The organism is Stenotrophomonas sp. NRRL B-14846, assembly GCF_050473585.1.
Lineage (GTDB): Bacteria > Pseudomonadota > Gammaproteobacteria > Xanthomonadales > Xanthomonadaceae > Stenotrophomonas.
In genome coordinates, this window is sequence record NZ_JBFLUN010000022.1 from 3,160,463 (window position 1) to 3,182,326 (window position 21,864).

Annotated in this window: 21 protein-coding genes; 5 read left to right on the forward strand and 16 right to left on the reverse strand. The window is 67.5% G+C overall.

Features of this window, described 5'->3' with window-relative positions; translation table 11 throughout:
- Positions 1–55 precede the first annotated feature (55 nt).
- On the forward strand, positions 56–2,413 hold the full coding sequence (locus AB1281_RS16725; RefSeq protein ID WP_430346448.1) for a beta-N-acetylhexosaminidase: 2,358 nt from the start codon (positions 56–58) through the stop codon (positions 2,411–2,413).
- 135 nt (positions 2,414–2,548) lie between these two features.
- Here the strand turns inward: AB1281_RS16725 and AB1281_RS16730 are convergent, their stop codons facing one another.
- Both AB1281_RS16730 and AB1281_RS16735 read right to left on the reverse strand, forming a co-directional pair.
- Positions 2,549–2,941: a VanZ family protein gene (locus tag AB1281_RS16730; protein ID WP_430346449.1), complete on the reverse strand. Its 393-nt coding sequence runs from the start codon at positions 2,939–2,941 to the stop codon at positions 2,549–2,551.
- Complete coding sequence (locus tag AB1281_RS16735) at positions 2,938–4,122, reverse strand: class I SAM-dependent methyltransferase (RefSeq protein WP_049442845.1); 1,185 nt, start codon at positions 4,120–4,122, stop codon at positions 2,938–2,940. The genes AB1281_RS16730 and AB1281_RS16735 overlap by 4 nt, the downstream gene beginning before the upstream one ends.
- Before the next feature lie 59 nt (positions 4,123–4,181).
- Here AB1281_RS16735 and AB1281_RS16740 point away from each other — a divergent pair, with 59 nt between their 5' ends.
- Positions 4,182–4,919: a pteridine reductase gene (locus AB1281_RS16740; RefSeq protein WP_430346450.1), complete on the forward strand. Its 738-nt coding sequence runs from the start codon at positions 4,182–4,184 to the stop codon at positions 4,917–4,919.
- A gap of 31 nt (positions 4,920–4,950) precedes the next feature.
- Here the strand turns inward: AB1281_RS16740 and folK are convergent, their stop codons facing one another.
- The gene (gene folK, locus AB1281_RS16745; protein WP_075676236.1) at positions 4,951–5,436 is read right to left on the reverse strand and encodes a 2-amino-4-hydroxy-6-hydroxymethyldihydropteridine diphosphokinase; all 486 of its coding nucleotides are present in this window, start codon (positions 5,434–5,436) and stop codon (positions 4,951–4,953) included.
- Positions 5,437–5,525: 89 nt separating this feature from the next.
- Here folK and AB1281_RS16750 point away from each other — a divergent pair, with 89 nt between their 5' ends.
- The gene (locus tag AB1281_RS16750) at positions 5,526–6,269 is read left to right on the forward strand and encodes a 20S proteasome subunits A and B (RefSeq protein ID WP_014038503.1); all 744 of its coding nucleotides are present in this window, start codon (positions 5,526–5,528) and stop codon (positions 6,267–6,269) included.
- Positions 6,270–6,513: 244 nt separating this feature from the next.
- On the opposite strand, the gene AB1281_RS16755 is transcribed toward AB1281_RS16750, so the two are convergent.
- The 6 genes from AB1281_RS16755 to AB1281_RS16780 all read right to left on the reverse strand — a co-directional run bounded on the left by AB1281_RS16755 (position 6,514) and on the right by AB1281_RS16780 (position 11,206).
- Positions 6,514–6,642 (reverse strand): hypothetical protein, encoded by a 129-nt coding sequence (locus tag AB1281_RS16755; RefSeq protein WP_430346451.1) that lies wholly within the window; start codon positions 6,640–6,642, stop codon positions 6,514–6,516.
- A gap of 40 nt (positions 6,643–6,682) precedes the next feature.
- The gene (locus AB1281_RS16760) at positions 6,683–6,811 is read right to left on the reverse strand and encodes a hypothetical protein (protein ID WP_430346452.1); all 129 of its coding nucleotides are present in this window, start codon (positions 6,809–6,811) and stop codon (positions 6,683–6,685) included.
- A gap of 40 nt (positions 6,812–6,851) precedes the next feature.
- Positions 6,852–8,363, reverse strand: a complete 1,512-nt coding sequence (locus tag AB1281_RS16765; RefSeq protein WP_075676234.1) for a hybrid sensor histidine kinase/response regulator — start codon at positions 8,361–8,363, stop codon at positions 6,852–6,854.
- 4 nt (positions 8,364–8,367) lie between these two features.
- Entirely contained in the window at positions 8,368–8,808 is a 441-nt protein-coding gene (locus AB1281_RS16770; protein ID WP_005411057.1) for a response regulator, read from the reverse strand.
- Positions 8,805–10,622 (reverse strand): sensor histidine kinase, encoded by a 1,818-nt coding sequence (locus AB1281_RS16775; RefSeq protein WP_075676233.1) that lies wholly within the window; start codon positions 10,620–10,622, stop codon positions 8,805–8,807. The genes AB1281_RS16770 and AB1281_RS16775 overlap by 4 nt, the downstream gene beginning before the upstream one ends.
- A 200-nt stretch (positions 10,623–10,822) precedes the next feature.
- On the reverse strand, positions 10,823–11,206 hold the full coding sequence (locus AB1281_RS16780) for a BON domain-containing protein (RefSeq protein ID WP_430346453.1): 384 nt from the start codon (positions 11,204–11,206) through the stop codon (positions 10,823–10,825).
- 170 nt (positions 11,207–11,376) lie between these two features.
- Here AB1281_RS16780 and AB1281_RS16785 point away from each other — a divergent pair, with 170 nt between their 5' ends.
- Positions 11,377–12,420 carry an oxidoreductase gene (locus AB1281_RS16785; RefSeq protein WP_430346454.1) on the forward strand — a complete coding sequence of 348 codons (1,044 nt, stop codon included), beginning with the start codon at positions 11,377–11,379 and terminating at the stop codon, positions 12,418–12,420.
- 434 nt (positions 12,421–12,854) lie between these two features.
- Here AB1281_RS16785 and gnd read toward each other — a convergent pair whose 3' ends face one another.
- The 7 genes from gnd to AB1281_RS16820 all read right to left on the reverse strand — a co-directional run bounded on the left by gnd (position 12,855) and on the right by AB1281_RS16820 (position 20,338).
- On the reverse strand, positions 12,855–13,760 hold the full coding sequence (gene gnd, locus AB1281_RS16790; protein WP_006470430.1) for a phosphogluconate dehydrogenase (NAD(+)-dependent, decarboxylating): 906 nt from the start codon (positions 13,758–13,760) through the stop codon (positions 12,855–12,857).
- A 10-nt stretch (positions 13,761–13,770) separates the two neighbouring features.
- Entirely contained in the window at positions 13,771–15,003 is a 1,233-nt protein-coding gene (locus AB1281_RS16795) for a hypothetical protein (RefSeq protein ID WP_430346455.1), read from the reverse strand.
- Between the two features lie 23 nt (positions 15,004–15,026).
- Positions 15,027–15,635 (reverse strand): DUF2242 domain-containing protein, encoded by a 609-nt coding sequence (locus AB1281_RS16800; RefSeq protein WP_430346456.1) that lies wholly within the window; start codon positions 15,633–15,635, stop codon positions 15,027–15,029.
- Positions 15,636–15,860: 225 nt separating this feature from the next.
- A complete protein-coding gene (locus AB1281_RS16805; RefSeq protein WP_430346457.1) occupies positions 15,861–18,038 on the reverse strand; it encodes a carboxy terminal-processing peptidase in 2,178 nt (725 codons plus the stop codon).
- A 294-nt stretch (positions 18,039–18,332) separates the two neighbouring features.
- Complete coding sequence (lipA, locus tag AB1281_RS16810) at positions 18,333–19,343, reverse strand: lipoyl synthase (protein ID WP_014038511.1); 1,011 nt, start codon at positions 19,341–19,343, stop codon at positions 18,333–18,335.
- 18 nt (positions 19,344–19,361) lie between these two features.
- Positions 19,362–20,072 (reverse strand): lipoyl(octanoyl) transferase LipB, encoded by a 711-nt coding sequence (gene lipB, locus AB1281_RS16815; RefSeq protein WP_014038512.1) that lies wholly within the window; start codon positions 20,070–20,072, stop codon positions 19,362–19,364.
- Positions 20,060–20,338: a YbeD family protein gene (locus AB1281_RS16820; RefSeq protein WP_005411067.1), complete on the reverse strand. Its 279-nt coding sequence runs from the start codon at positions 20,336–20,338 to the stop codon at positions 20,060–20,062. Before AB1281_RS16820 ends, lipB begins: the two co-directional genes overlap by 13 nt.
- Before the next feature lie 351 nt (positions 20,339–20,689).
- Between AB1281_RS16820 and AB1281_RS16825 the strand changes: the two genes are divergently transcribed.
- Positions 20,690–21,748: a lipid A deacylase LpxR family protein gene (locus tag AB1281_RS16825; RefSeq protein ID WP_197622230.1), complete on the forward strand. Its 1,059-nt coding sequence runs from the start codon at positions 20,690–20,692 to the stop codon at positions 21,746–21,748.
- Positions 21,749–21,864: the final 116 nt, after the last annotated feature.

Consider the following 21,864-nt stretch of genomic DNA (forward strand, 5'->3'; position numbering starts at 1 on the left):
GGCCCGGCGTTTTTCATGTATAGCGTTCATCGCACCGTTCCAAGGAGTCGTTCCGATGGTCAAGCCTTCCCGCGCCCGGATGCGCAGCGCAGTGCTGCTGGGCAGCCTGCTCGCCCTGCTGCCGGCGATGCCGGCGCTCGCCGCCGATCCCACGCCCGCCGCCGAAGCACCCGGTCCGCAGCTGCGTGCCGGCAGCCTGATGCTGATTCCCGCCCCGGCCACGGTGCAGCCCGGCCAGGGCAGCGGCATCACCGTGCGCGCCGATACCGTGCTGCGCGCCGAAGGCGAGGCCGCACAGCGGGTCGCCACCCAGTTCGCCGATCTGCTGGCCCGCAGCGGTGGCCCGCGACTGGCACTGGCCAAGGGCAAGGCCGCATCCAGGAGCGGCGGCATCCGTTTTGAGATCGTCCCGACCTTCCGCGACAGCGGCGAAAGCTACACGCTGGAAAGCACCGCGCAGGGCGTGCTGGTGCAGGCCGGCAACGAAACCGGCCTGTTCTATGGCGCGACCACGCTCGCCCAGCTCGCCACCGGCGGCAGCAACGGGGTACTGCCAGCGGTGCAGATCCAGGATGCGCCGCGCTTCAGCTGGCGCGGTTTCATGCTCGACTCGGCACGGCATTTCCAGAGCCTGGACGAGATCAAGCGCGTGCTCGACGCAATGGCTGCGCACAAGCTCAACACCTTCCATTGGCACCTCACCGATGACCAGGGCTGGCGCATGGAGATCAAGCGCTACCCGAAGCTGACCGAAGTGGGCAGCTGCCGCCTGCCGGCCGGCGATGGCGGCATCGATCCGGCCAGCGGCCAGGAGCATCCGTACTGCGGTTTCTACACGCAGGACCAGATCCGCGAAGTGATCGCCTATGCCGCGAAGCTGCATATCCAGGTGATTCCGGAAATCGATGTGCCGGGGCACGCGACCGCAGCGATCGCCGCGTATCCGGAACTGGGTTCGATCAACACCCCGCTGAAGCCGATCAGCGAATGGGGCGTGTTCCCGAACCTGTTCAACGTGGAAGACAGCACCGTCACCTTCCTCGAGAACGTGCTGGAGGAAGTGATCGAGCTGTTCCCGGCCAAGTACGTGCACGTGGGTGGCGACGAGGCGGTGAAGGACCAGTGGGAAGCCTCCAGGCAGGTGCAGCAGCGCATGCGTGCACTGGGCATCAAGGATGAAATGGCCATGCAGAGCCACATCATCAAGCGCCTGGAGACGTTCCTGGAGGAACACGACCGGCGCCTGATCGGCTGGGATGAAATCCTCGAAGGGGGCCTGCCGCCGCAGGCCACGGTGATGTCGTGGCAGGGCACCGAAGGCGGCCTGGCTGCGGCCAGCGCCGGGCATGACGTGATCATGTCGCCGGTCGGCTACCTGTACCTGGACTACCTGCAGACGGCCTCACCGAACGAACCGCCGGGCCGTCCGACCCAGGTCAATCTCGGCAAGCTCTACAACTTCGAGCCGGTGCCGGCCGAACTGGCCGCCGACAAGCGGGGGCACATCCTCGGCCTGCAGGCCAACATGTTCACCGAACACACGCGCAGCTATGCACGCCTGCAGCACAACCTGTTCCCGCGCCTGGCCGCCGTGGCCGAGACCGGCTGGAGCACGCCGGAACACCGCGATTTCCGCGATTTCCTCGCACGCCTGCCGGCACAGCTGCAGCGCTACCGTGCCTGGGGCCTGGCCTATGCGCAGACCCCGTTCGAAGTAGGCGTGGACTACACCGATGATCGCGCGAAGAACACCGTGACCGTGTCGCTGGCCAATCCGCTGGGCTATGAAGTGCGCTACAGCACCGATGGCCAGCCGGTGACCGCGCAGTCCGCGCTGTACCAGCAGCCGCTGACGGCGCAGCTGCCCGCCGCCGTGCAGGCCGCCGCGTTCTACCAGGGCCAGATGCTGGCCGCGAAGCCGACGGTCGCAGACTTCACTGCGCAATCGCTGCTCAGCCGCCGCAGTGATGAACTGCTCAGCTGCGTAGGCAAGAAGGGGCTGGTGCTGCGCCTGGAAGACGATGGCCCGCGCGAGGGCGCCCGTGCAGTGTTCAACGTGGACATCTTCCAGCCGTGCTGGCGCTGGCCGCAGGCGCAGCTGGACGGCATCGGCAGCGTGGAAGTGCGTGCAGGTCGCATCCCGTACTACTTCCAGTTGGCCCACGACGAACCCAAGCGCCGTTTCGAGAAGGCCAAGCGCGCGCATGGCGAGATGCTGGTGCGGCGCGGCGACTGCAGCGGCAAGGTGCTGGCCGAAGTGCCGCTGCCGGCCAAGCCGGATGCCGATGGCTTCGTGACCCTGCGTGCGACGTTGCCGAAGGGCACCCAGGGCACCAGTGACCTGTGCATCAACTTCACCGGCGATACGCGCCCGGCGATGTGGGTGCTGGATGAGGTCACGCTGGGGAAATGACGGCAGGTCTGTCCTGGTGGGTGTCGACCTTGGTCGGCACCTCGGGCAGTTCATCCACGCATGGCGTGGATCTACTGATTCCATCCACGCGCGGCGTGGATCTACCGGTAGGTGCCAACCTTGGTTGGCATGCCTTTACCCGCGCCAGCGCAGCAGCAGGTCGCGCAGCGGGGTCAGTGCCGTGGCCATGCCGGCCAGCACGCCGATCGTGTTGGCCAGCGCATCCATCGGGTCAGCAGTGCGGTTGCTGGTCAGCGCGCCCTGCGCGAACTCGATGCCGATCCCCATCAGCACCAGACCCACGCCCACCCACAGCAGCGGACGTCCGCGCCGGAACAGCTGCACCGCGCTGCCCGCCAGGATGAAGTAGGCGAGGAAGTGCTCGCCCTTGTCGCTGTTTTCCGGCAGCGGAATCGGCGGCGGCGGAATCAGGCAGACCACGATCACCAGCAGCACCGCCGTCGCCCACAGTACGGTCCACAACCGCGGCCGACGCAGCGGCTTGATCACCGGCAACGCGTGGTTCACAGGCGCCAGCTCAGGTCACCCAGCTCGAAGGCCGGCTCGAAGTCGACGCCACGCTGCAGGCCGATCGCCTGGAAGCGCTCGCCCATTTCGGTCGGCAGGGTCAGCTTCTTCACCTGGTCGCGCAGCTGGATGCGGCCGACCTCGTCGGTGCGTTCCTCGGCCAGCAGCAGCACCTGGTCCAGGCCGTTGCCGAGCAGGAAACTGGCCTGGCTGCAGTAGCCGGCCAGTTCAAAACCACCGTGCGCGCCGGCCTCGGCCATCGCGGTGAAATCCACCGACGCGGTGATGTCCTGCAGCCCCGGCCAACGATGCACGTCGTTGTGCACGTGATGGCGGTAGAAGGCGCGCACGGTGCCATCATCGCGGTCGTGCTGGTAGAACTCGCCGCGGTTGTAGCCGTAATCGACGAACAGCATCGCGCCGCGCTGCAGGCCGCCAGCCACCGCCTGCAGCCAGTACGGCAGCTGCGGCAGCACCTCGGAACGGTAGCCCTCGGCGAAGGGTTTTTCCAGGTAGCGCTCGATATGCCGCACTGCGCCGTTGAGCAGGATGTCGGCCGGCTGCGCGCCGCGGATGAAGTTGCCTTCGGCATCCAGCTCCACGGTTTCCTCGTAGACCTCGCCATCCCGGATCAGGAAGCGCGGGGTCGGCAATGCGTCGATCACCTCGTTGGCGAACACCACGCCCTCCCAGTCCTCTTCGAACGGGCGGTCGACCCAGTCCACGCGTGCGGCCAGCTCGGCCGGCAGGTTCTGCTGCAGGCGCTGCTGCTGGCGCTCACGCAGGTCGGCGCTGGGTTCGAGGATCGCGTACCGCGACGGCAGTGCGTCGAGCTCGGCCAGGCGCAGCAGCACGGCTTCGGCGAAGGCGCCGGTACCCCCGCCCAGTTCCAGCATCCGCGCCTGCGCACCCAACTGGGCGAACACCGGGGCCAGCGCATTGGCCACGCTGCCGGCGAACAGGCTGCCGAGCTCGGGTGCGGTGGTGAAGTCACCGCTGCCACCAAACTTGCTGGCGCCGGCGCTGTAATAGCCCCAGCCGGGGGTGTACAGGCACAGCTCCATGAAGCGGGAGAACGGCATCGCCCCGCCCTGCGCAAGGATTTCGGCGCGCAGGGCGGCCGCCAGCTGGTCGCTGTGAGCCAGGGCATCGGCTTCGGGCAGGGGGAAGGTGGGCTGCATGGCGTCTTCGAATGCGGTGACAATGGTGCACAGGATAGCCGAGCCTTGGAGGACCCTCGATGAGCGACACCCACCCCGTGGTCCTGATCACCGGCAGCGCGCGCCGGATCGGTGCGGCCATTGCCCGCCAGTTCCACGCCTGCGGCTGGTCGGTGGTGCTGCATGCCAACACCTCCAGCGCCGAGCTGCAGCAGGCCGCGTTCGATTTCGACAACGTGCGCCCCGGCAGCGTGCTGGCCCTGCAGGCCGACCTGCGTGACGCCGACGCCCTGCCCGACCTGGTGGAACAGGCCGTCACCCACTTCGGCCGGCTGGATGCGCTGGTCAACAACGCCTCCAACTTCTTCCCCACCCCGCTCGGCCAGGTCACCGCCGAAGCGATGGACGAGCTGTATGCGGTCAATGCACGCGCGCCGCTGCTGCTGTCACAGGCGGCGGCGCCCTACCTGCGCCGCCAGCAGGGCTGCATCGTCAACCTGACCGACCTGCACGGCACCGACCCGATGCGCGACCACATCGCCTACACCATGGCCAAGGCCGCGCTGGAGATGGCCACGCGCTCGCTGGCGCTGGAGCTGGCGCCGAAGGTGCGGGTCAATGCGGTGGCGCCCGGTGCGATCCTGTGGCCGGAACAGGGCAAGGACGATTTCGCCCGCGAGGCGCTGCTGGCACGCACGCCGCTGGCGCGGATCGGCACCATCGAGGAGATCGCCGAGGCGGTGTACTGGCTGGTGGCCGAAGCCAGTTTCGTCACCGGCCACACCCTGCGCGTGGATGGCGGGCGTACGGTCAGTTGAGGTAGTGCCGGCCGCTGGCCGGCAACCTCCGTCATCCGAGGTCCACCACCTCGAACGCCTCGCCAAACTGCTTATGCGCGCGCCACAGCGTAGCCAGGTCCAGCCCGCTGACCGGGTCGATGAAGCCCGGCGCGATGTCAGCCAGCGGCTTCAGCACGAAGGCATGCTTCAGCTCCGGGCGCGGAATGCGCAGGTGGCCGGGGCCTTCCACCACCAGGTCGCCGTAGAACACCACGTCGATGTCCAGGGTCCTGTCGGAGAAGCGCGGCCCGCTGCGGTCGCGGCCGTGCGCGTCTTCCAGCGCATGCAGCCAGTCGTCCAGCTCCTGCAGCGGCAGATCGGTCTCGATCGCCACCGCATTGTTGAGGAAGGCCGGGCCGTCGAAGCCGACCGCGGCGGTACGGTAGGCCGGCGATACCTGCAGCGCGCCGAAGCGCTCGCGCAGGGCCGCCACCGCGGCGTGGAGGTAGCGGCGGGGCTGGACATTGCTGCCCAAGCTCAGGAGCACGGTCGTCATGCGGTTCAGGTGGCAGCGATGGGGGCGTGGACATGCCGTCGTCACGGCGGCCTGCCTACAATCCGGGACGCACATGATAGGGCACCGACATGACCTATTGCGTTGGAATCGAGGTGGACGAGGGCCTGGTCTTCGCTGCCGACACCCGGACCAATGCCTCGCTGGACGATGTGCGCGTGCACCGCAAGCTGCACGTGTTCGAGTATCCCGGCCAGGCAGCCTACGTGCTGATGGCGGCTGGCAACCTGGCCACCACCCAGCTGCTGGTGTCGCGCCTGGGGCGCGATGCCGACGAACGGCGCGCGCCCAACCTGCGCGACATGACCCACCTGTTCGAAGCCGCCGAGTACGTCGGCCAGCTGCTGGTGGACAGCCAGGTACACAGCAACCACAGCGAACATGGCCATGACGGGGTCAATACCCAGGCCACGCTGATCTTCGGCGGCCAGATCGCCGGCGAGCGCCCCGGGCTGTACATGATCTACCCGCTCGGCAACGCCATCGCCGCCTCGCCGGAGACGCCGTACCTGCAGATCGGTGAGTCCAAGTACGGCAAGCCGATCCTCGACCGCATCCTCAGCCCGGCCACGCACCTGGAAGATGCGGCGCGCACCGCCATCGTCTCGTTGGACTCCACCATCCGTTCCAACCTGTCGGTGGGCCTGCCGATCGACCTCGCGCTGCTGCGCGACGGTGAACTGCGCATCGGCCAGCAGCTGCGGCTGGGCGCGGATTCAGCGCTGTATGCGGACATCCACCAGAACTGGTCACGGCGGCTGGAACAGGCGGTGGACGCCCTGCCGCGCTTCCCGTGGGAAACCACCGAACGGTAGTGCCGGCCGCTGGCCGGCAACCGCAGTGATCCCACCGCACGCGGATGCCGGCCAGCGGCCGGCACTACCGCAGCATCAGCCCAGCGCTTCGGCCACCGCGCGGAACACCTGCTGCATCTGCAGCGGCCAACACCAGCCACGCATCTCCAGGGAAGCCGGGGACCGGTAGTGCCGGCCGCTGGCCGGCAACCGCAGTGATCCCACCGCACGCGGATGCCGGCCAGCGGCCGGCACTACCGCAGCATCAGCCCAGCGCTTCGGCCACCGCGCGGAACACCTGCTGCATCTGCAGCGGCCAACACCAGCCACGCATCGCCAGGGAAACCGGGGACCGGTAGTGCCGGCCGCTGGCCGGCAACCGCAGTGATCCCATCGCACGGCGATGCCGGCCAGCGGCCGGCACTACCGCGGCATCAGCCCAGCGCTTCAGCCACCGCGCGGAACACCTGCTGCATCGGCAGCGGCCAATACCAGCCACGCATCGCCAGGGAAACCGGGGACCGGTAGTGCCGGCCGCTGGCCGGCAACCGCAGTGATCCCACCGCACGGCGATGCCGGCCAGCGGCCGGCACTACCGCGGCGTCAGCCCAGCGCTTCGGCCACCGCGCGGAACACCTGCTGCATCTGCAGCGGCTTGCGCAGCACGTGCACTTCCACGCCAGCGGGGAATGCATCGGCCGATACATCCACCGTTGCGTCCTCCAGCACCAGCGCCGGGCCGCGATAGCCCAGCGTGGCCATTTCGCCCAGCAGCTGGCTGGCCGGCAGCAGCTTGGAACCGGCATCGGCGATCACCAGTGCCGGCAAGGCCTCCTGCTGCATCCAGCGCAGCGCCGCCGGGCCATCGGAGGCCAGCTGCAGCTGATACCCCTGGCTGGAGAGCGCATTGCCAAGCAGCGACAGGCGCGTGGCCTCGCCGTCGACCACCAGGATCGACTGGCCACTGCCCAGGGCCACCAGCTGCTCGACCGGCTCGCTGCCATCAATGGCCTCATGCATCGGCAGTCGCAGTTCGAAGCAGGTGCCCTGCCCCGGCTGGCTGCTGACATGGATGCTGCCACCGGCACCTTCGACGATGCGCTTGCAGGAAATCAGGCCCAGGCCGGTGCCATCGGCCTTGGTGGTGAAGAACGGATTGAACAGGTGCGACAGCGTGTCCGCATCCATGCCGATGCCTTCATCGGCCACGCAGATCTGCATCCAGTCCACGCCATCGCGCTCGCCGGCATGGCTGGCGGTCAGGCTCAGTCGGCCGCCGTTGGGCATCGCCTGGATCGCGTTGAGCGCCAGGTTCAACATCACCTGCTGCAACTCGGTGTAGTTGGCATCGACCACCAGTCCTTCGTCCTGCACCTGCAGTTCCAGGCGCACGGCATCGGGCACGTTGCTGCGCAACAGCAGTGCCACCGCATCGAACAGGCCATCGATCTCGATGCGCTCGCTCGGCTTGCGCGAACCGCGCACGAACGACAGCATCGATTCGGCCATCTCGTGGCCACGGCGGCCGCACTCGGCGATGACGTCGGCCAGGTGGTGCAGCTGCGGATCGTCGGTGCGGGCCTTCAGCAGGTCCGGCATGATCAGCAATGGCTGCAGGATGTTGCGCAGGTCGTGGCTGAGGCCGGCGGCAAGCAGCGACAGGCTTTCCAGGCGCTGCGCGCGCATCAGTTCGGTTTCCACCCGTGCACGCTCCACCGCGCTGCGTGCATCGCGGATCGCACGCGCCACCGCCGACGGCAGGCGCGCCGGCAGATGCTTGATGATGTAGTCATTGGCGCCCTTCTGCAGCGCCGCCACCGCGTTCTCCTCACCCATGGTGCCGGAGACGAAGATGAAGGGCACTTCCGGCGAGGTCTCGCGCACGATGCGCAGCGCGTCATCACCGGAGAACCCCGGCATGCTCAGGTCGGACAGCACAATGTCCGGCTGGAACGCAGCCAGTGCCTGGCGCAGTTCCGCCTCGCTCTCGACACGCTCGAAGCGGGCTTCCAGGCCCGCGTCGAGCATCTGTTCGGACATCAGCTCGGCATCTTCCGGTGAGTCTTCCACCAGCAGGATGCGCAGCGCCCCCAGGGCGGGACCGGTCAGGGGCATGGGCTCACTCGAGTTCCGGTGCCTGGTTGATCAACGCCCAGAACTTGCCCAGGGTCTGCACCGCGCCGAAGAACTGGTCCACGTCCACCGGCTTGACCACGTAGGCGTTCACGCCCATGTCCCAGCTGCGGGCCAGATCGCTTTCCTCGCGCGAGGACGACAGGATCACCACCGGCAGGCGCTTGAGTTCTTCGTGCTCGCGGATCTGCCGCAGCACTTCCAGGCCATCCATGCGCGGCATCTTGATGTCCAGCAGCAGCACCGCCGGCAGGCCTTCCTCGCGATTGGCGAAGGCGCCGCGGCGCAGCAGGTAGTCCATCACTTCCACGCCGTCTTCGACGTGCACGATGGGATTGGCCAGACGCGCCTCTTCCAGGGCGTCGATCGCCATTTCGGCATCAGCCGGGCTGTCTTCGGCGAGAAGAATGGTGCGCAGAGTGGTCATGCAGAAGGCCCTTGTTTGTCCGCGTCGATAGCGGGAGGCAGGTAGAAGTGGAAGGTGGCGCCGACGTCCGGTTCGGCCTCGGCCCAGATACGGCCGCCATGACGGGTCAGCACGCGACGCACGCTGGCCAGGCCGATGCCGGTACCCGGGTAGTCACTGGCCTTGTGCAGGCGCTGGAACACACCAAACAGCTTGCCGGCGTAGGCCATGTCAAAGCCTGCACCATTGTCGCTGACCGTGAACTGATGGCCGCCATCAGGCTGCTGCTGGTAATCCACGCGGATCTTCGCCGGCTCGCGGTTGCCCGAGTACTTCACCGCGTTGCCGAGCAGGTTCAGCCAGACCTGGCGGATCATGTTCTCGTCGCCCACCACGATCGGTAGCGGCGCGATGCTCCACTCCACCTGGTGCGCATGGCCGCTGCTCTCGGCCTCGGCCTGCAGGTTGGAATCGAGCATGGCGCGGGTATCGGCCACCAGCGACTGCATGTCCACCGCCTGCTGCCGCATCGCCGCGCGGCCCAGCCGCGAGTAGACCAGCAGGTCGTCGATCAGCGCCGCCATGCGCCGGGCCGAACTGGAGATCACCTCCAGGTAATGGCGGCTCTTGTCATCGGCGGCGTCGCCGAGGTGGCGCGACAGCTTGTCGGAGAATCCGGCGACGTGGCGAAGCGGCGCACGCAGGTCGTGCGAAACCGAGTAGCTGAAGGCCTCCAGCTCGCGGTTGACCTCGGACACCTGCGCGACCTTGCCTTCCAGCTGCCGGTTCAGCTCTTCCACGCGCAGCTGCACTGCGCGCTGCATGGTGACGTCGCTGATGGTCAGCAGCACCACTTCGTCATCGGTGTCGGGCAGCGGCATGCGCCGTGCGTTGAGCAGCATGTAGCGCACCATGCCATCGGCGGTGCGCTGCTCGTGCTCGAAGTCCCAGAGTTCGCGACCGCGCGACAGCACGTCGGACAGGCGCTGCCGCACCACCGGATCCTGCCAGGCGTTGTCGCCGACCGTCTCCAGCAGCAGGCCATCGGCGCGCTCGTCCTGCAGGCCGTACAGTTCGGCGAATGCCGGGTTGTGCAGCTGCACGCGCAGGTCGCGGTCGAGCAGCACGATTGGTTCGCGTACGGTCTGCAGCACCGACGCCGCGCGTGCAGCCGAGCGCAGCGATTGCCGCTCCGCATGCAGGCGGCGGCCGATCTGCCGCTGCAGCAGCCACAGCACCAGGCCGAGCAGCGCCAGCTGGATCAGCAGCGAACTCCACGACACCAGTTCGGTCTGCTTGCGCTGGCGCGCGGCCTGCTCGGCACGCAGCGCCAGCAGCTTCTGCTCGCTGGCCTGCAGCTCTTCCACCAGGCCGCGGATCGGATAACGCGTGCTCAGATCCTGTACCAGCTCACGCTGGTCGGAGTTCGGTTCGGACCTGGCCAGCTCGCGGGCCACGGCCAAGCGTCCGTCCAGCATCGATTCGATGCGGCCGATGCGGATCAGCTGATCCGGATTGTCGCGGGTCATCCGGCCCAGTTCGGCCAGGCGCCCGGGAATCTCGTTGGCCTTGGCCATGCGCTCGCGCAGGCCGGGGGCATCCACACCCTTGGACAAGGTCAACGCTGCCGATTCGACATCGCGCACGTCGGCCTGCAGTTGCTGCAGCGCCACGCCGACGGCCTGGGTGTGGTTGACCCACGCCATCGCCTGTTCGCTGTCCTGCTGCAGTTTTCGCAGGGTCAACCACGGCACCACGATGATCGCGGCAGCGGCCAGCGCCAGGGCCGGCAACCGCCAGCGGTCCCAGATGTCGTCACTGAAAACCAGCGCCATAGTTCCTCGTCAGCACAGCCGCGAAGCGTGGTCCGGGGCGAGCCCGGCTGCGGCGGAACCGGCAATATAGCGCAGGCGGTCACAACTCTGGGGTTTCCAGCGGCGTTGCCTGAACGGGTTCGGAATCCGGTGCTGTAGCGCCGAGCCCACGCTCGGCGCTACACAGCAGCGGGCGCCCCATGCCGGGGCGCCCACCGGGGTCAGCGCTTGGCAGCGGCGCTGACCTTCAATGCGGCGGCATCGACGCGGGTCACGCCCTTGATGCCCTTGGCGGTGGTGACCGCCTTGTCCTTCTCGGCCTGGGTGGCCACGGCACCGCTCAGGCTGACCACGCCATTCACGGTTTCCACCTTGATTTCAGTGCCCGGAACGTTGCTGCTGGCCAGCAGATCGGCCTTCACTTTGGTGGTGATCCAGGTATCGGTCACCGGCTCGTTGGAGTCATGGCGATCGGCATGGGTCGTCGGATGGGTGCTGGTCGGCGGGCTCTTCGCGGCCGGGTCCTTGGCGAATGCGGCCGAGGAGGACAGCGCCAGGCCCAGGGTCAGGGCGGAAGCAATCAGCGTGCGGGTGGTACTGCTCATCGTGTCGTACTCCTTCGGGATGTGCTGCCAGTCTGGACAAGCCACCGTAGAGCAGGCGTGGCGTTGCGGTCATGCCGCCGTGAATCGAAACGTTTCCAAAGGCAACGGTTCAGTTTTGGACGGCCAGCACCCGTCGTTTACCCTGCCCTTCCCACTGCCGGAGCCCTGCCATGCGCCCCGACCTGCAACTGGCCCTGATCGGCTACGGCCTCGCCGGCCGCGTCTTCCATGCGCCACTGATCCAGCACACGCCCGGGCTGGTGCTGCACAGCATCGTCAGTTCGCAACGCGACACCCTGCTGCGCGCGTTCAGCGACGTGCACGTGCGCACCACGCCGCAGGATGTATTCGACGATCCAGCGGTGGATGCGGTGGTGATCGCCACGCCGAACGAACAGCACGCGCCGCTGGCGATCGCCGCGCTGGCGGCAGGCAAGCACGTGCTGGTCGACAAGCCGTTCGCGCTGGATGTGGCCGAAGCGGAAACGGTGCTGGCTGCGGCGCGCGATGCCGGACGCATCGCGACCGTGTTCCAGAACCGGCGCTTCGATGCCGACTTCCTCACCCTGCAGGCGCTGCTGGCCGAAGGCGCGCTCGGTGACGTGGCCGAGTGCCATGCACACTTTGATCGTTACCGCCCGCAGGTGCGCGACCGCTGGCGCGAGCAGGACGGGCCGGGTAGTGGCCTGTGGTACGACCTCGGCCCGCACCTGCTCGACCAGATGCTGGTGCTGTTCGGCTGGCCCGAGGCGATCGATGCCGATCTGGCCGTGCAGCGCGAAGGCGGCAGCGGCATCGATTACTTCCACGCGGTGCTGCACTACCCGCGACACCGCGCGATCGTGCACGCCGGTTCACTGGTGGCGGCGCCCACGCCGCACTTCGCAGTGCATGGCCGCGATGGCAGCTGGATCAAGCACGGACTGGATGTGCAGGAAGCGCAGCTGCGCCGGGGTGTGGCGCCAGGCGCGCCGGGCTGGGGCATTGATCCGCGGCATGGCGAGCTGTTGCGCTGCGACGCCGAGGACAACGTGCAGCGCACGACGGTCGACAACCTGCCGGGCGACTACCGGCGGTTGTATGCACAGTTCGCGGCGGCAATGCACGGCGATGGCGAAGCGACAGTCAGCCCGGTGCAGGCGCTGCAGCTGATGCGGTTGCTGCAGGCCGGCATGGACAGCGCACGCGAAGGACGGCGGGTGCAGTTGGGATGACCGGCAGGGCTGCGCCCTGCACCTGCCGAATCGACGGCAACGTCAACGCCAACGTCAAAAGCAAGCTGTCCGTGAGACGGCGGGGTGGGCCCGGTTGCGGGGGACGCCGAAAATGCGTCCCTGTAGGCTCGGTCGCGCCTTGCTCGTGTGCGCTGTCCTGCGCACACGGCAAGACCGGGGTTGGGCGTCCTGCCCAACCCGCCCGAGGCATGCCTCGGGCCCATGGCGCTCACGCCCCCGCAACCGGACCCACCCCGCCTTCGACAGATTCCCGCGCCCGACGGTAGGTGTCGACCTTGGTCGACACATCCACGCCATGCGTGGATGACGTGGCAACGATCGGAGAATGCTTTTGTAGAGTCGAGCCATGCTCGACTGGCTGCATGGGGTCAGAGCCCTTTCCTGCGGAAAGGGATCCGACCCCACCGCAGTGCTTACGACTTCTTGATGGCGTGGCCGCCGAATTCATTGCGCATCGCCGACAGCAGGCGATCGGTGAACGAATTCGATTCACGCGAACGCAGGCGTTCCAGCAGCGACAGCGTGATCACCGGCGCCGGCACGTCCAGCGCGATGGCTTCGGCGACGGTCCAGCGGCCTTCACCGGAGTCCTCCACGTACGGCGCGATGCCATCCAGCGAGGGATTGCGCTTGAGGGCTTCGGTACTCAGGTCCAGCAGCCAGGAACGCACCACGCTGCCGTGGCGCCACACCTCGGCCACCTGCGCCAGGTCCAGCTCCATCTCCTGCTTGCGCTCCATCAGCGCGAAGCCTTCGGCATAGGCCTGCATCATTCCGTACTCGATGCCGTTGTGGACCATCTTGGTGAAATGGCCGGCGCCGGACGGGCCGACACGCGCCCAGCCGCGGTCTTCGGCCGGGGCCAGCGTGCGCAGCAGCGGTGCGATCTGCTCCACCACCGATGCTTCGCCACCGACCATCAGGCTGTAGCCTTCCTGCAGGCCCCACACGCCACCGCTGGTGCCGCAGTCGACGTAGCCCAGGTCGTCCTCGGCCAGCGCCTTGGCGCGGCGGATCGAGTCCTGGTAGTTGGAGTTGCCGCCGTCGATGACGATGTCCCCCTCGGCCAGGTGCGGAGTCAGCTGGCCCAGCGTCTGGTCGACGGTTTCGCCGGCCGGCACCATCAGCCACACCACGCGCGGTACCGGCAGCGCGGCCACGGCGGCGGCCAGCGAATCAACCACCTCCAGGCCGGCCTCGGCGGCGCGCTGGCGGGCGCCTTCGCCCGGGTCGTAGCCGACCACGCGGTGGCCGCCGCGATGCAGGCGCTGGGCCATGTTGGCGCCCATGCGGCCGAGGCCGATCATTGCAATGTCCATTGTTTCACCTTCAGTTGGGGTCTAGGGTCAGGCTGCCTGGCCTGCCGGTAGCCGCGCAGTGGCGCAGCTGCGCCTCGCGCCAACGCCGGTAGAGCGTGGTATGCAGATTGTGCACCGCCAGGTCGATCGAAAACGGCGTGCGCGGATTACGATCGAGCAGGCGGGCGATGTGGTAGCCGATGGGACGTATACCGCGCGGATGCACATAGATCACGAACTGCTGGTAGAACGGATCGTCCAGCAGCTGGTCCATGCGTGCCAGCGTGTTGTGGTAGCGCGGCGCCAGCCGTGCGCGCAGGTGTGGATCGCGCTCGAACAGCAGGCGCTCGAAGTAGCGCTGGCCGATGCGCGGGATGTCCTGCGCCAGTTTCCACAGCTCAGCATTGCGCTGGTCGTACCAGGCCAGGCCGCCGTGCAGCTGTAACGCCTGCGCAGCGCCCTCACCCACCTCGACCACCACGAAGTTCTCGGCCTGGTTGCTCAGGTCGTCCAGCATGCCCTTGTCGTACACATGTTCGATGAAACCAGGCACGCCGACGAACGCCTGCCGCCCCATCACCGACGTGCGCACCGCCTTGCCGTCGGCGAAGAAATCGCCAGCATGTGCGCCGAGCAGGATGCTGTCGGTATCGTGCAGCGCGAGGAAGGTGCCAATCGACAGTTCATCTGCTGCGAACTCCGTATCGAACGCGGCATCGCCATACAGCTCGCGCTGGGTGGCCAGCTGCGCGACCTGGCGGCCGACACCGCATTCGGCACGCACGCTACCGCTGTAGAACGTCTGCAGCGCATGGCTGTTGCCCGCACTGGGCACGAAACCACGACCGAAACTGCGCGTACGCTGCCAGCCTTGTGCCGATGCGCCACCCAGACCGAAGCCGATCCAGCCCAGCTGCGGGCCGGAGAAACGGAACGTGGCATTGCCCTGCAATGCCGAGGTCGCGCGCCGCGTGGCCGCCCCAAGCTCGAAGGCATAGGCGCAGACCGTGGCAGGGTCTTCCAGCAGCTGCTGCAGCAGTGCCTGTCGTTCGCCTGCAGGCAGATCCGCGGGCCAGCGTACGCGCAGATCACCGGCTGCCTGCGCCGCGGCGAGCGAGGCACGCGTACACACCGGCCCCTTGTGTACCTGCGGCGCACGAAGATCCGCGTCCTCGAAGCGCCACCCCAGCCGTTGCAGCAGGCCCTGCGCACAGTCCACGGATGACGCTGTGGCGCCCCACGCTGGCACCAGCAGCAGGGCCATACCCAGCCACTTGCCGCGCACGCTCAGCCCTGGTCCGTGACCGCCGGTGCGGGCTCCGGCGCCGCTGCCGGCGATGGCGATGGCGATGGCGATGGCGCAGATTTACCCGCCGCAGCCGGCAGGTACTGCTGCAGGCGCTGGAAGAAGCGACGATAGAACTCAGCGTCGGTGACCGTGCTGCTGGCCACCTTCACCAGCGAGTCGTCGTTGCTGCCGAACGGCAGCGACACCGAGCCCAGCGCGCCCACACCGACACTGGCCGAGGTCGGGCTCTTCTTCAGCGCGTAGCGATCCTGCACGGCGCTGACGAACACCAGCGTCTGGCTGCCACGCGGGGCGCAGGAGATGCGCAGCACCAGTTGCTCATGGTCATCCTCGCGCGGCTGGAAATTCTTGTTGCCCTCCACCTGTGCATCATCGGAACGGGCGATGGCATAGCCCTGGCTGAGCAGGGTGCGGCGCGCCGCCTCGCAGGCGTCGCCTGGGCGTCCCTCAACGGTGCGCGAAAAGGTATCGCCGGAATCGAAGGACTCGCGCAGCACGGTGCTGTCGGCGGCACGGCCCCCACAGGCCGAGAGGATCAGGGCGCTGGTGAGCGCCACGGCAGCGCTGGAAAGACGGGAGGCCCGCATGGGTACTCCTGCGAGAACGGAAGCACCAAGGGTAGTCCCGCCCCCGTGTGCGGCAGGTCGACATGCCCCCCCACGTTGCTCCCGGTTCATGCACGAAAAGGGGACGGAGGGAATTAAGTCGTTTGTGCCACAAACGACTTAATTCCCTCCGTCCCCTTTTGCGGTCCCCTTTTACGCAGAGGGGCCGGCAATGCCGGCCCCTCGGGTATCACATGCCGTCTCCGCTCAGTCCGCCCAGCGGCCGGCGCCGGTGGACTGCGGCAGCACCTGCGCCGACAGCGGGCGGTCGTTGGCCAGCAGGTTCACTGCATCAGCCAGGATCGAGGCCGACTCGCGCAGCAGCGGGTCCGGACGCTTTTCGGCAGCCTTCTCGCGGGCGGCATCCTTCACGATGTCGCGCTCGTTGCCGGTCAGGCCATCGTCGCTGCTGTCATCGGCCAGCGGGTCCAGGGCCAGGCCCAGTTCCTTGCGCTGCACCTGGCGCTCCTTGCGCTGGGTGTCCTGGCGCTCACGCTCGGCGCGACGGGTGGCCTCGTTGAGCGAGATGTACTTCTTCGCGGCCTCGGTGCGGAACTGCTGCACGTCCTCGTTCCACCACTGGAATTCCTTGTCGGTGGCGATACGCGCGTCGTGACGGGTCTCCAGTTTCGGCAGCAGCGGCGCGAAGTTGCCGTACTGGGTGTGCGGCACGGCAGCGATGCGGGTCCACGGCAGCGCGTTGTCGTAGGTGCTTTCGCCGAATTCGGTGGCATCGACGCTGGCCGGGAAGGCCAGGTCCGGCACCACACCCTTGTGCTGGGTGCTGCTGCCGCTGATGCGGAAGAACTGGGCGATGGTCAGCTTGACCTGGCCGAAGCGCTGGGTCTCGCCGCTCGGCCAACGGTCGAGGTCGACGATGTTCTGCACGGTGCCCTTGCCGAAGCTGGTCTCACCGATCACCAGGCCACGACCGTAATCCTGGATGGCACCGGCGAAGATCTCCGAGGCCGAGGCCGAACCACGGTTGATCAGCACCGCCAGCGGGCCGTCCCACGCCACGCCCTGGTTGCGGTCGCTGTTGACGGTGACGCGGCCACCGGACTCGCGCACCTGCACCACCGGGCCCTGCTCGATGAACAGGCCAGTCAGTTCGATCGCTTCATCCAGCGAGCCACCACCGTTGTTGCGCAGGTCCAGCACCACGCCGTCCAGCTTGTCGTTCTTGAAACCGGCCAGCAGCTTGGCCACGTCGCGGGTGGCCGAGGCATAGTCGGCGGCATTGCGGCGGCGGCCTTCGAAGTCCTGGTAGAAGGTCGGCAGCTTGATCACGCCGATCTTCCGTGCCGGCTCGCCGTTGGCGGCCGGAATGGTCATGGTCTCGCCCTTGGCGGCCTGTTCGGCCAGGCGCACCTTCTGCCGGGTCAGCAGCAGGGTGTGGTGCTTGCCGTCGGCACCTTCAGCGGCCGGAATGAATTCCAGCTTGACCTGGGTGTCCTTGGCGCCGCGGATCTTGGCCACGACATCGTCGATGCGCCAGCCGATCACGTCCTCGACAAGGCCGGACTTGCCCTGGCCAACGCCGACGATGCGGTCACCCGGCTTCAGCGTGCCGTCCACCGCGGCCGGACCACCGGCGATGATCTCGCGGATCACCACCACGTCGTCCTGGCGCTGCAGCTGCGCACCGATGCCTTCCAGCGACAGCGACATCGCCTGGTTGAAGTTCTCGGCGGTGCGCGGCGTGAAGTAATCGGTGTGCGGATCAACCGCGCTGGTGTACGAGTTCATGAAGAACTGGAAGACGTCTTCGCCCTTCAGCTCGTTGACCGACTTCTCCAGCGTCGCGTAGCGCTTGTCCAGCGTCTTGCGGATGTCATCCGGCTTCTTGCCGGCCAGCTTCAGGCGCAGCCAGTCGTTCTTCACCGACTTGCGCCACAGCTCGTCCAGCTCGGCGCTGCTGGCCGCCCACGGCACCTTCTTGCGGTCGTACTCAAAACGCTCGTCGGTGGTGAAGTCCGGCTCCTGCTTGAGCAGCTTGCGCGCATAGGCCACGCGCTCGCCGACGCGCTGCTTGTAGACCGCGAACACCTGGAACGCCGGCTCCAGCTCGCCGCCACGGATGGCCGAGGAAATATTGGCTTCGAACGGCGCGAAGCGCGCCACGTCGGCCTGGGTGAAGTACTGCTTGCCGCCGTCCAGGGTCTCCAGGTAGCGCTTGAACACGTCCTTGGAGGTGGCCTCGTCCAGCGCACGCGGACGGTAGGCGTAGCGGCTGTCGGACAACAGGCCGTACACCAGCTTGGAGGTGGTCACCTGATCGGCGGTGGCCGCCGCGGGCAATGCGGGCGAGTCGGCCTTGGCCGCCAGCGCCAGCGGCGCGACCAGCGCCAGGGCCATCAGGAATGCGGGGGCTTTGAATTTCATTGACGTGCTCGAAGGCGCCTTGCCAAGGGGGAGACTGCAGGGTGTTCAGACACCACGACAGTGCCGAAAGTTGCCGGGTTTGTCACCCGGCCGCGCTCGGTGGAAAACCAGCCTAGCGGGGCCGGTGTAGCAAATTGTGAATGCAGGCGAAGGCGTGGCCGAGCCCTTGCTCGGCAGGCCGCCAGCAAGCAGCCGAGCATGGGCTCGGCTCTACAGCAGGCAGAGGTGTGCGGAGGTGTGCGGACCAACGGTCCGCACCCACAGGAGAAGTAGCTCCCACCCACCGGCAGGGTGTCAGGAGACGCCCGCGCCCTTGGCTTGGACGTCGGCGTGGTACGACGAGCGCACCATCGGGCCGGAGGCCACGTGGCTGAAGCCCAGCTCGTAGCCGTAGTCTTCCAGCGCCTTGTAGTCCTCGGGGGTCCAGTACTTCAGCACCGGGTGGTGGTGCGCGGTCGGCTGCAGGTACTGGCCGATGGTGATCATGTCCACGTCATGCGCGCGCAGGTCGCGCATGGTGGCCTTGATCTGTTCGAACTCTTCGCCCAGGCCCAGCATGATGCCGCTCTTGGTCGGCACGTCCGGGTGCTGCGCCTTGAAGTTCTTCAGCAGGTTCAGCGACCACTGGTAGTCCGCACCCGGACGCACGTTGCGGTACAGGTCCGGCACGGTTTCGATGTTGTGGTTGAACACGTCCGGCGGGTTCTGCGCCAGGATCTCCAGCGCGCGCTCCATGCGGCCCTTGCCGCGGAAGTCCGGGGTCAGCACTTCGATGCGGGTACCCGGCGACTTCGCGCGGATGGCGGTGATGCAGTCGACGAAGTGCTGGGCACCGCCATCGCGCAGGTCATCGCGGTCGACGCTGGTCACCACCACGTACTTCAGGCCCATGTCGGCCACGGTCTGGCCAAGGCTGGCCGGCTCGTTGGCATCCGGCGGCTTCGGGCGGCCGTGGGCCACGTCGCAGAACGAGCAGCGACGGGTACAGACCTCGCCGAGGATCATGAACGTTGCCGTGCCATGGCCGAAGCACTCGTGGATGTTCGGGCAGCTGGCTTCCTCGCACACCGTCACCAGGCGGTTCTCGCGCAGCTTGGCCTTCAGGTTCTGCACGGCATTGCCCGAGGGAATGCGCACGCGGATCCAGGACGGCTTGCGCAGCACCGGCGCGTCGGCGAACTGCACCGGCGAACGGTTGATCTTGTCACCGCCCAGCTGCTTGACCCCGGCCTGCAACGGCGCGGCGGACGGAGAGTCGCCCTGCACGATCTGCAGGGGAATGGAACGGGCGGTGGTTTCAGTCATGGCAGTTCCGGGGGGCGGTCAGGCGGCCGCAGAAAGATCGGGCAGTTCCGGCGTGTGCTGCAGCAGCAGGCCGAACTGGCGGGCCAGGTGGTCCAGCAGCACCGGCTTGACGGCATCCATCCCGGAGGGGCCGCCCAAGTCTACCACCGAGGTCACCTGCAACCCCTGATAGCCACAGGGGTTGATGCGGTGGAAGGGTTCCAGGTCCATGGCCACGTTGAAGGCCAGGCCATGGAAGGTGCAGCCGCGGCGCACGCGGATGCCGAGCGCGGCGATCTTGGCGCCACCGACGTAGACGCCCGGGGCGCCCTCGCGGCGTTCGGCGCCGATGTTCCACTCGGCCAGGGTATCGATGAGCGCCTGCTCGATGCGGCACACGTAGTCGCGCACGCCGATGCCCAGCCGCGGCAGGCGCAGCAACGGATAGACCACGATCTGGCCGGGGCCGTGATAGGTCACCTGGCCGCCGCGGTCCACGTGCAGCACGGGGATATCGCCCGGCGCCAGCACATGCTCGTCCTTGCCGGCCTGGCCCAAGGTGAACACCGGGTCGTGCTCCACCACCCACAGCTCGTCGGCATCGGCGTCGCTGCGCTGGTCGGTGAAGCGCTGCATGGCGCGCCACACCGGTTCATAGGCCTGGCGGCCGAGGTCACGGACCACCGCCGGACGCGGCGCGCGGTCTTCCGGGGCGGCTTCGGCCGGGCAGCTGTCGGCTACAGCGTCCACTTCACTTCCGGGTGGTCACGCAGTGCCTGGTGCGCCAGGTCGTACTGCTCGCGGCTCTCGGCCTTGAACACGATGCGGACGGACACGTACTTGCCGTTGGACGAATGCTTCCAGCTGATGCGTTCGTTCACCACATCGATGCCGGCAGCCAGCAGCAGACGGGGAAGCTCATGCTCCAGGCCGCGGTTGGCCGGGCCCATGGCGCTGAGCTCGAACTGGCCGGGGAACTGGAAGCCGTGGTCGGGGTTGTCGGACTTGATTTCCATGGCCCCATTATCGGGCCGCAGGGCAACAAACCCAAGAGTATTCATCAACGTCAAAGACAGCACGGGCGGCCTGCTGCGTTGCAGGCGGCCCAGCCGCCCGGGCCCGAGGCCCAACGGCAGCTGACTGCAATCCCCCGCTGCGGCCGGGCCACAGCACCCGCAAGGCGAACTGCGGCGCCTGCGTGGAACGGTACCGGCGCCTGATCGAGTAACAAATTGTGTCCGCCGGACAATGTTGTTTTCGGAACAGACAAGTGATCCCAACGCGCTCGTTCTGGCGCGCGGGCGCGAGTACCGTGGCGTTGCAGAAAACGACAGAAAACCGCCCCCTTCCCCATGAGCATTCCACCCATGCGTAGTGTCGCAGCCCTCGGGCTGGCCGGCCTGCTGGCCGCTACCCTTCCCCTTGCCGCCCAGGCGGCCGAACAATGTGGCCCGGACGCCATGCGCGACCACCCGCCGCAGATCAATTTCCGCGTCGACAACGACCTGTTCGGTGGCCGCCACCAGGACCAGGGCTACACCAACGGCGCGCAGCTGACCCTGGTCTCGCCGAACCTGGTCGACTACACCGACGACCCCTGCCTGCCGCGCATGGCGCGCTGGGTGAACCAGTACCTGGAAGGCCTGCACCCCGGCAGGTTCGAACAGCAGAACATGATCTTCAGCATCGGCCAGGGCATCTTCACCCCGACCGACCCGGCCCGCCGCGATCTGATCAAGGATGACCGCCCGTATGCCGGCGTGCTGATCGCCAGCTTCGGCTTCAACGCGCGCAGTGGCGACCGCCTGCAGACCACCCAGCTGACGCTGGGCGTGGTCGGCCCGTGGGCACAGGGCAAGCAGGTGCAGGACGCGGTGCACAACCTCCTGGGCGACAAGAAGTTCGAGGGCTGGGACAACCAGCTGCACAACGAACCGGTGTTCATGCTGACCCACGAGCGCATGCGCCGCTGGCCGGCCGATGCCAGCGTCAATGCCGGCGGCTGGGGCTGGGATGCGATCAGCCACTACGGTGGTGCGATCGGCAACCTGGAAACCAAGGCCAATGCCGGTGGCGAAGTGCGTTTCGGCTGGAAGCTGCCCGATGATTTCGGCAGCACACCGTTGCGTCCGGCCGGCGAGAACACCGCACCGACCCGTGGTGGTCGTCCCAACGGCTGGTCATGGCACCTGTTCGTGACCACCGACGCGGCGTGGATGATCCGCGACATCACCCTGGACGGCAACACGTTCCGCAGCAGCCACAGCGTTGACAAGCGCCACGTCGTGGCCCAGGGCGGCTACGGCATCGCGGTGATGCGTGGGCGCTGGAAATTCGCAGTCGCGCGCTACCACAGCACCCGCGAATTCGATGGCCAGCGCCAGTCGCCGGTGTTCGGCAGCTTCACCATCAGCCGCTCGCTGTAGGTGCCGACCGTTGGTCGGCACACCCCTGGCCGGCTGCCGGCATATCCGGATGGGTTCATGAGGAGCCGGCCAGCGGCCGGCACTACCCACATCCGGCGGGATTCATGCGCAAGCGG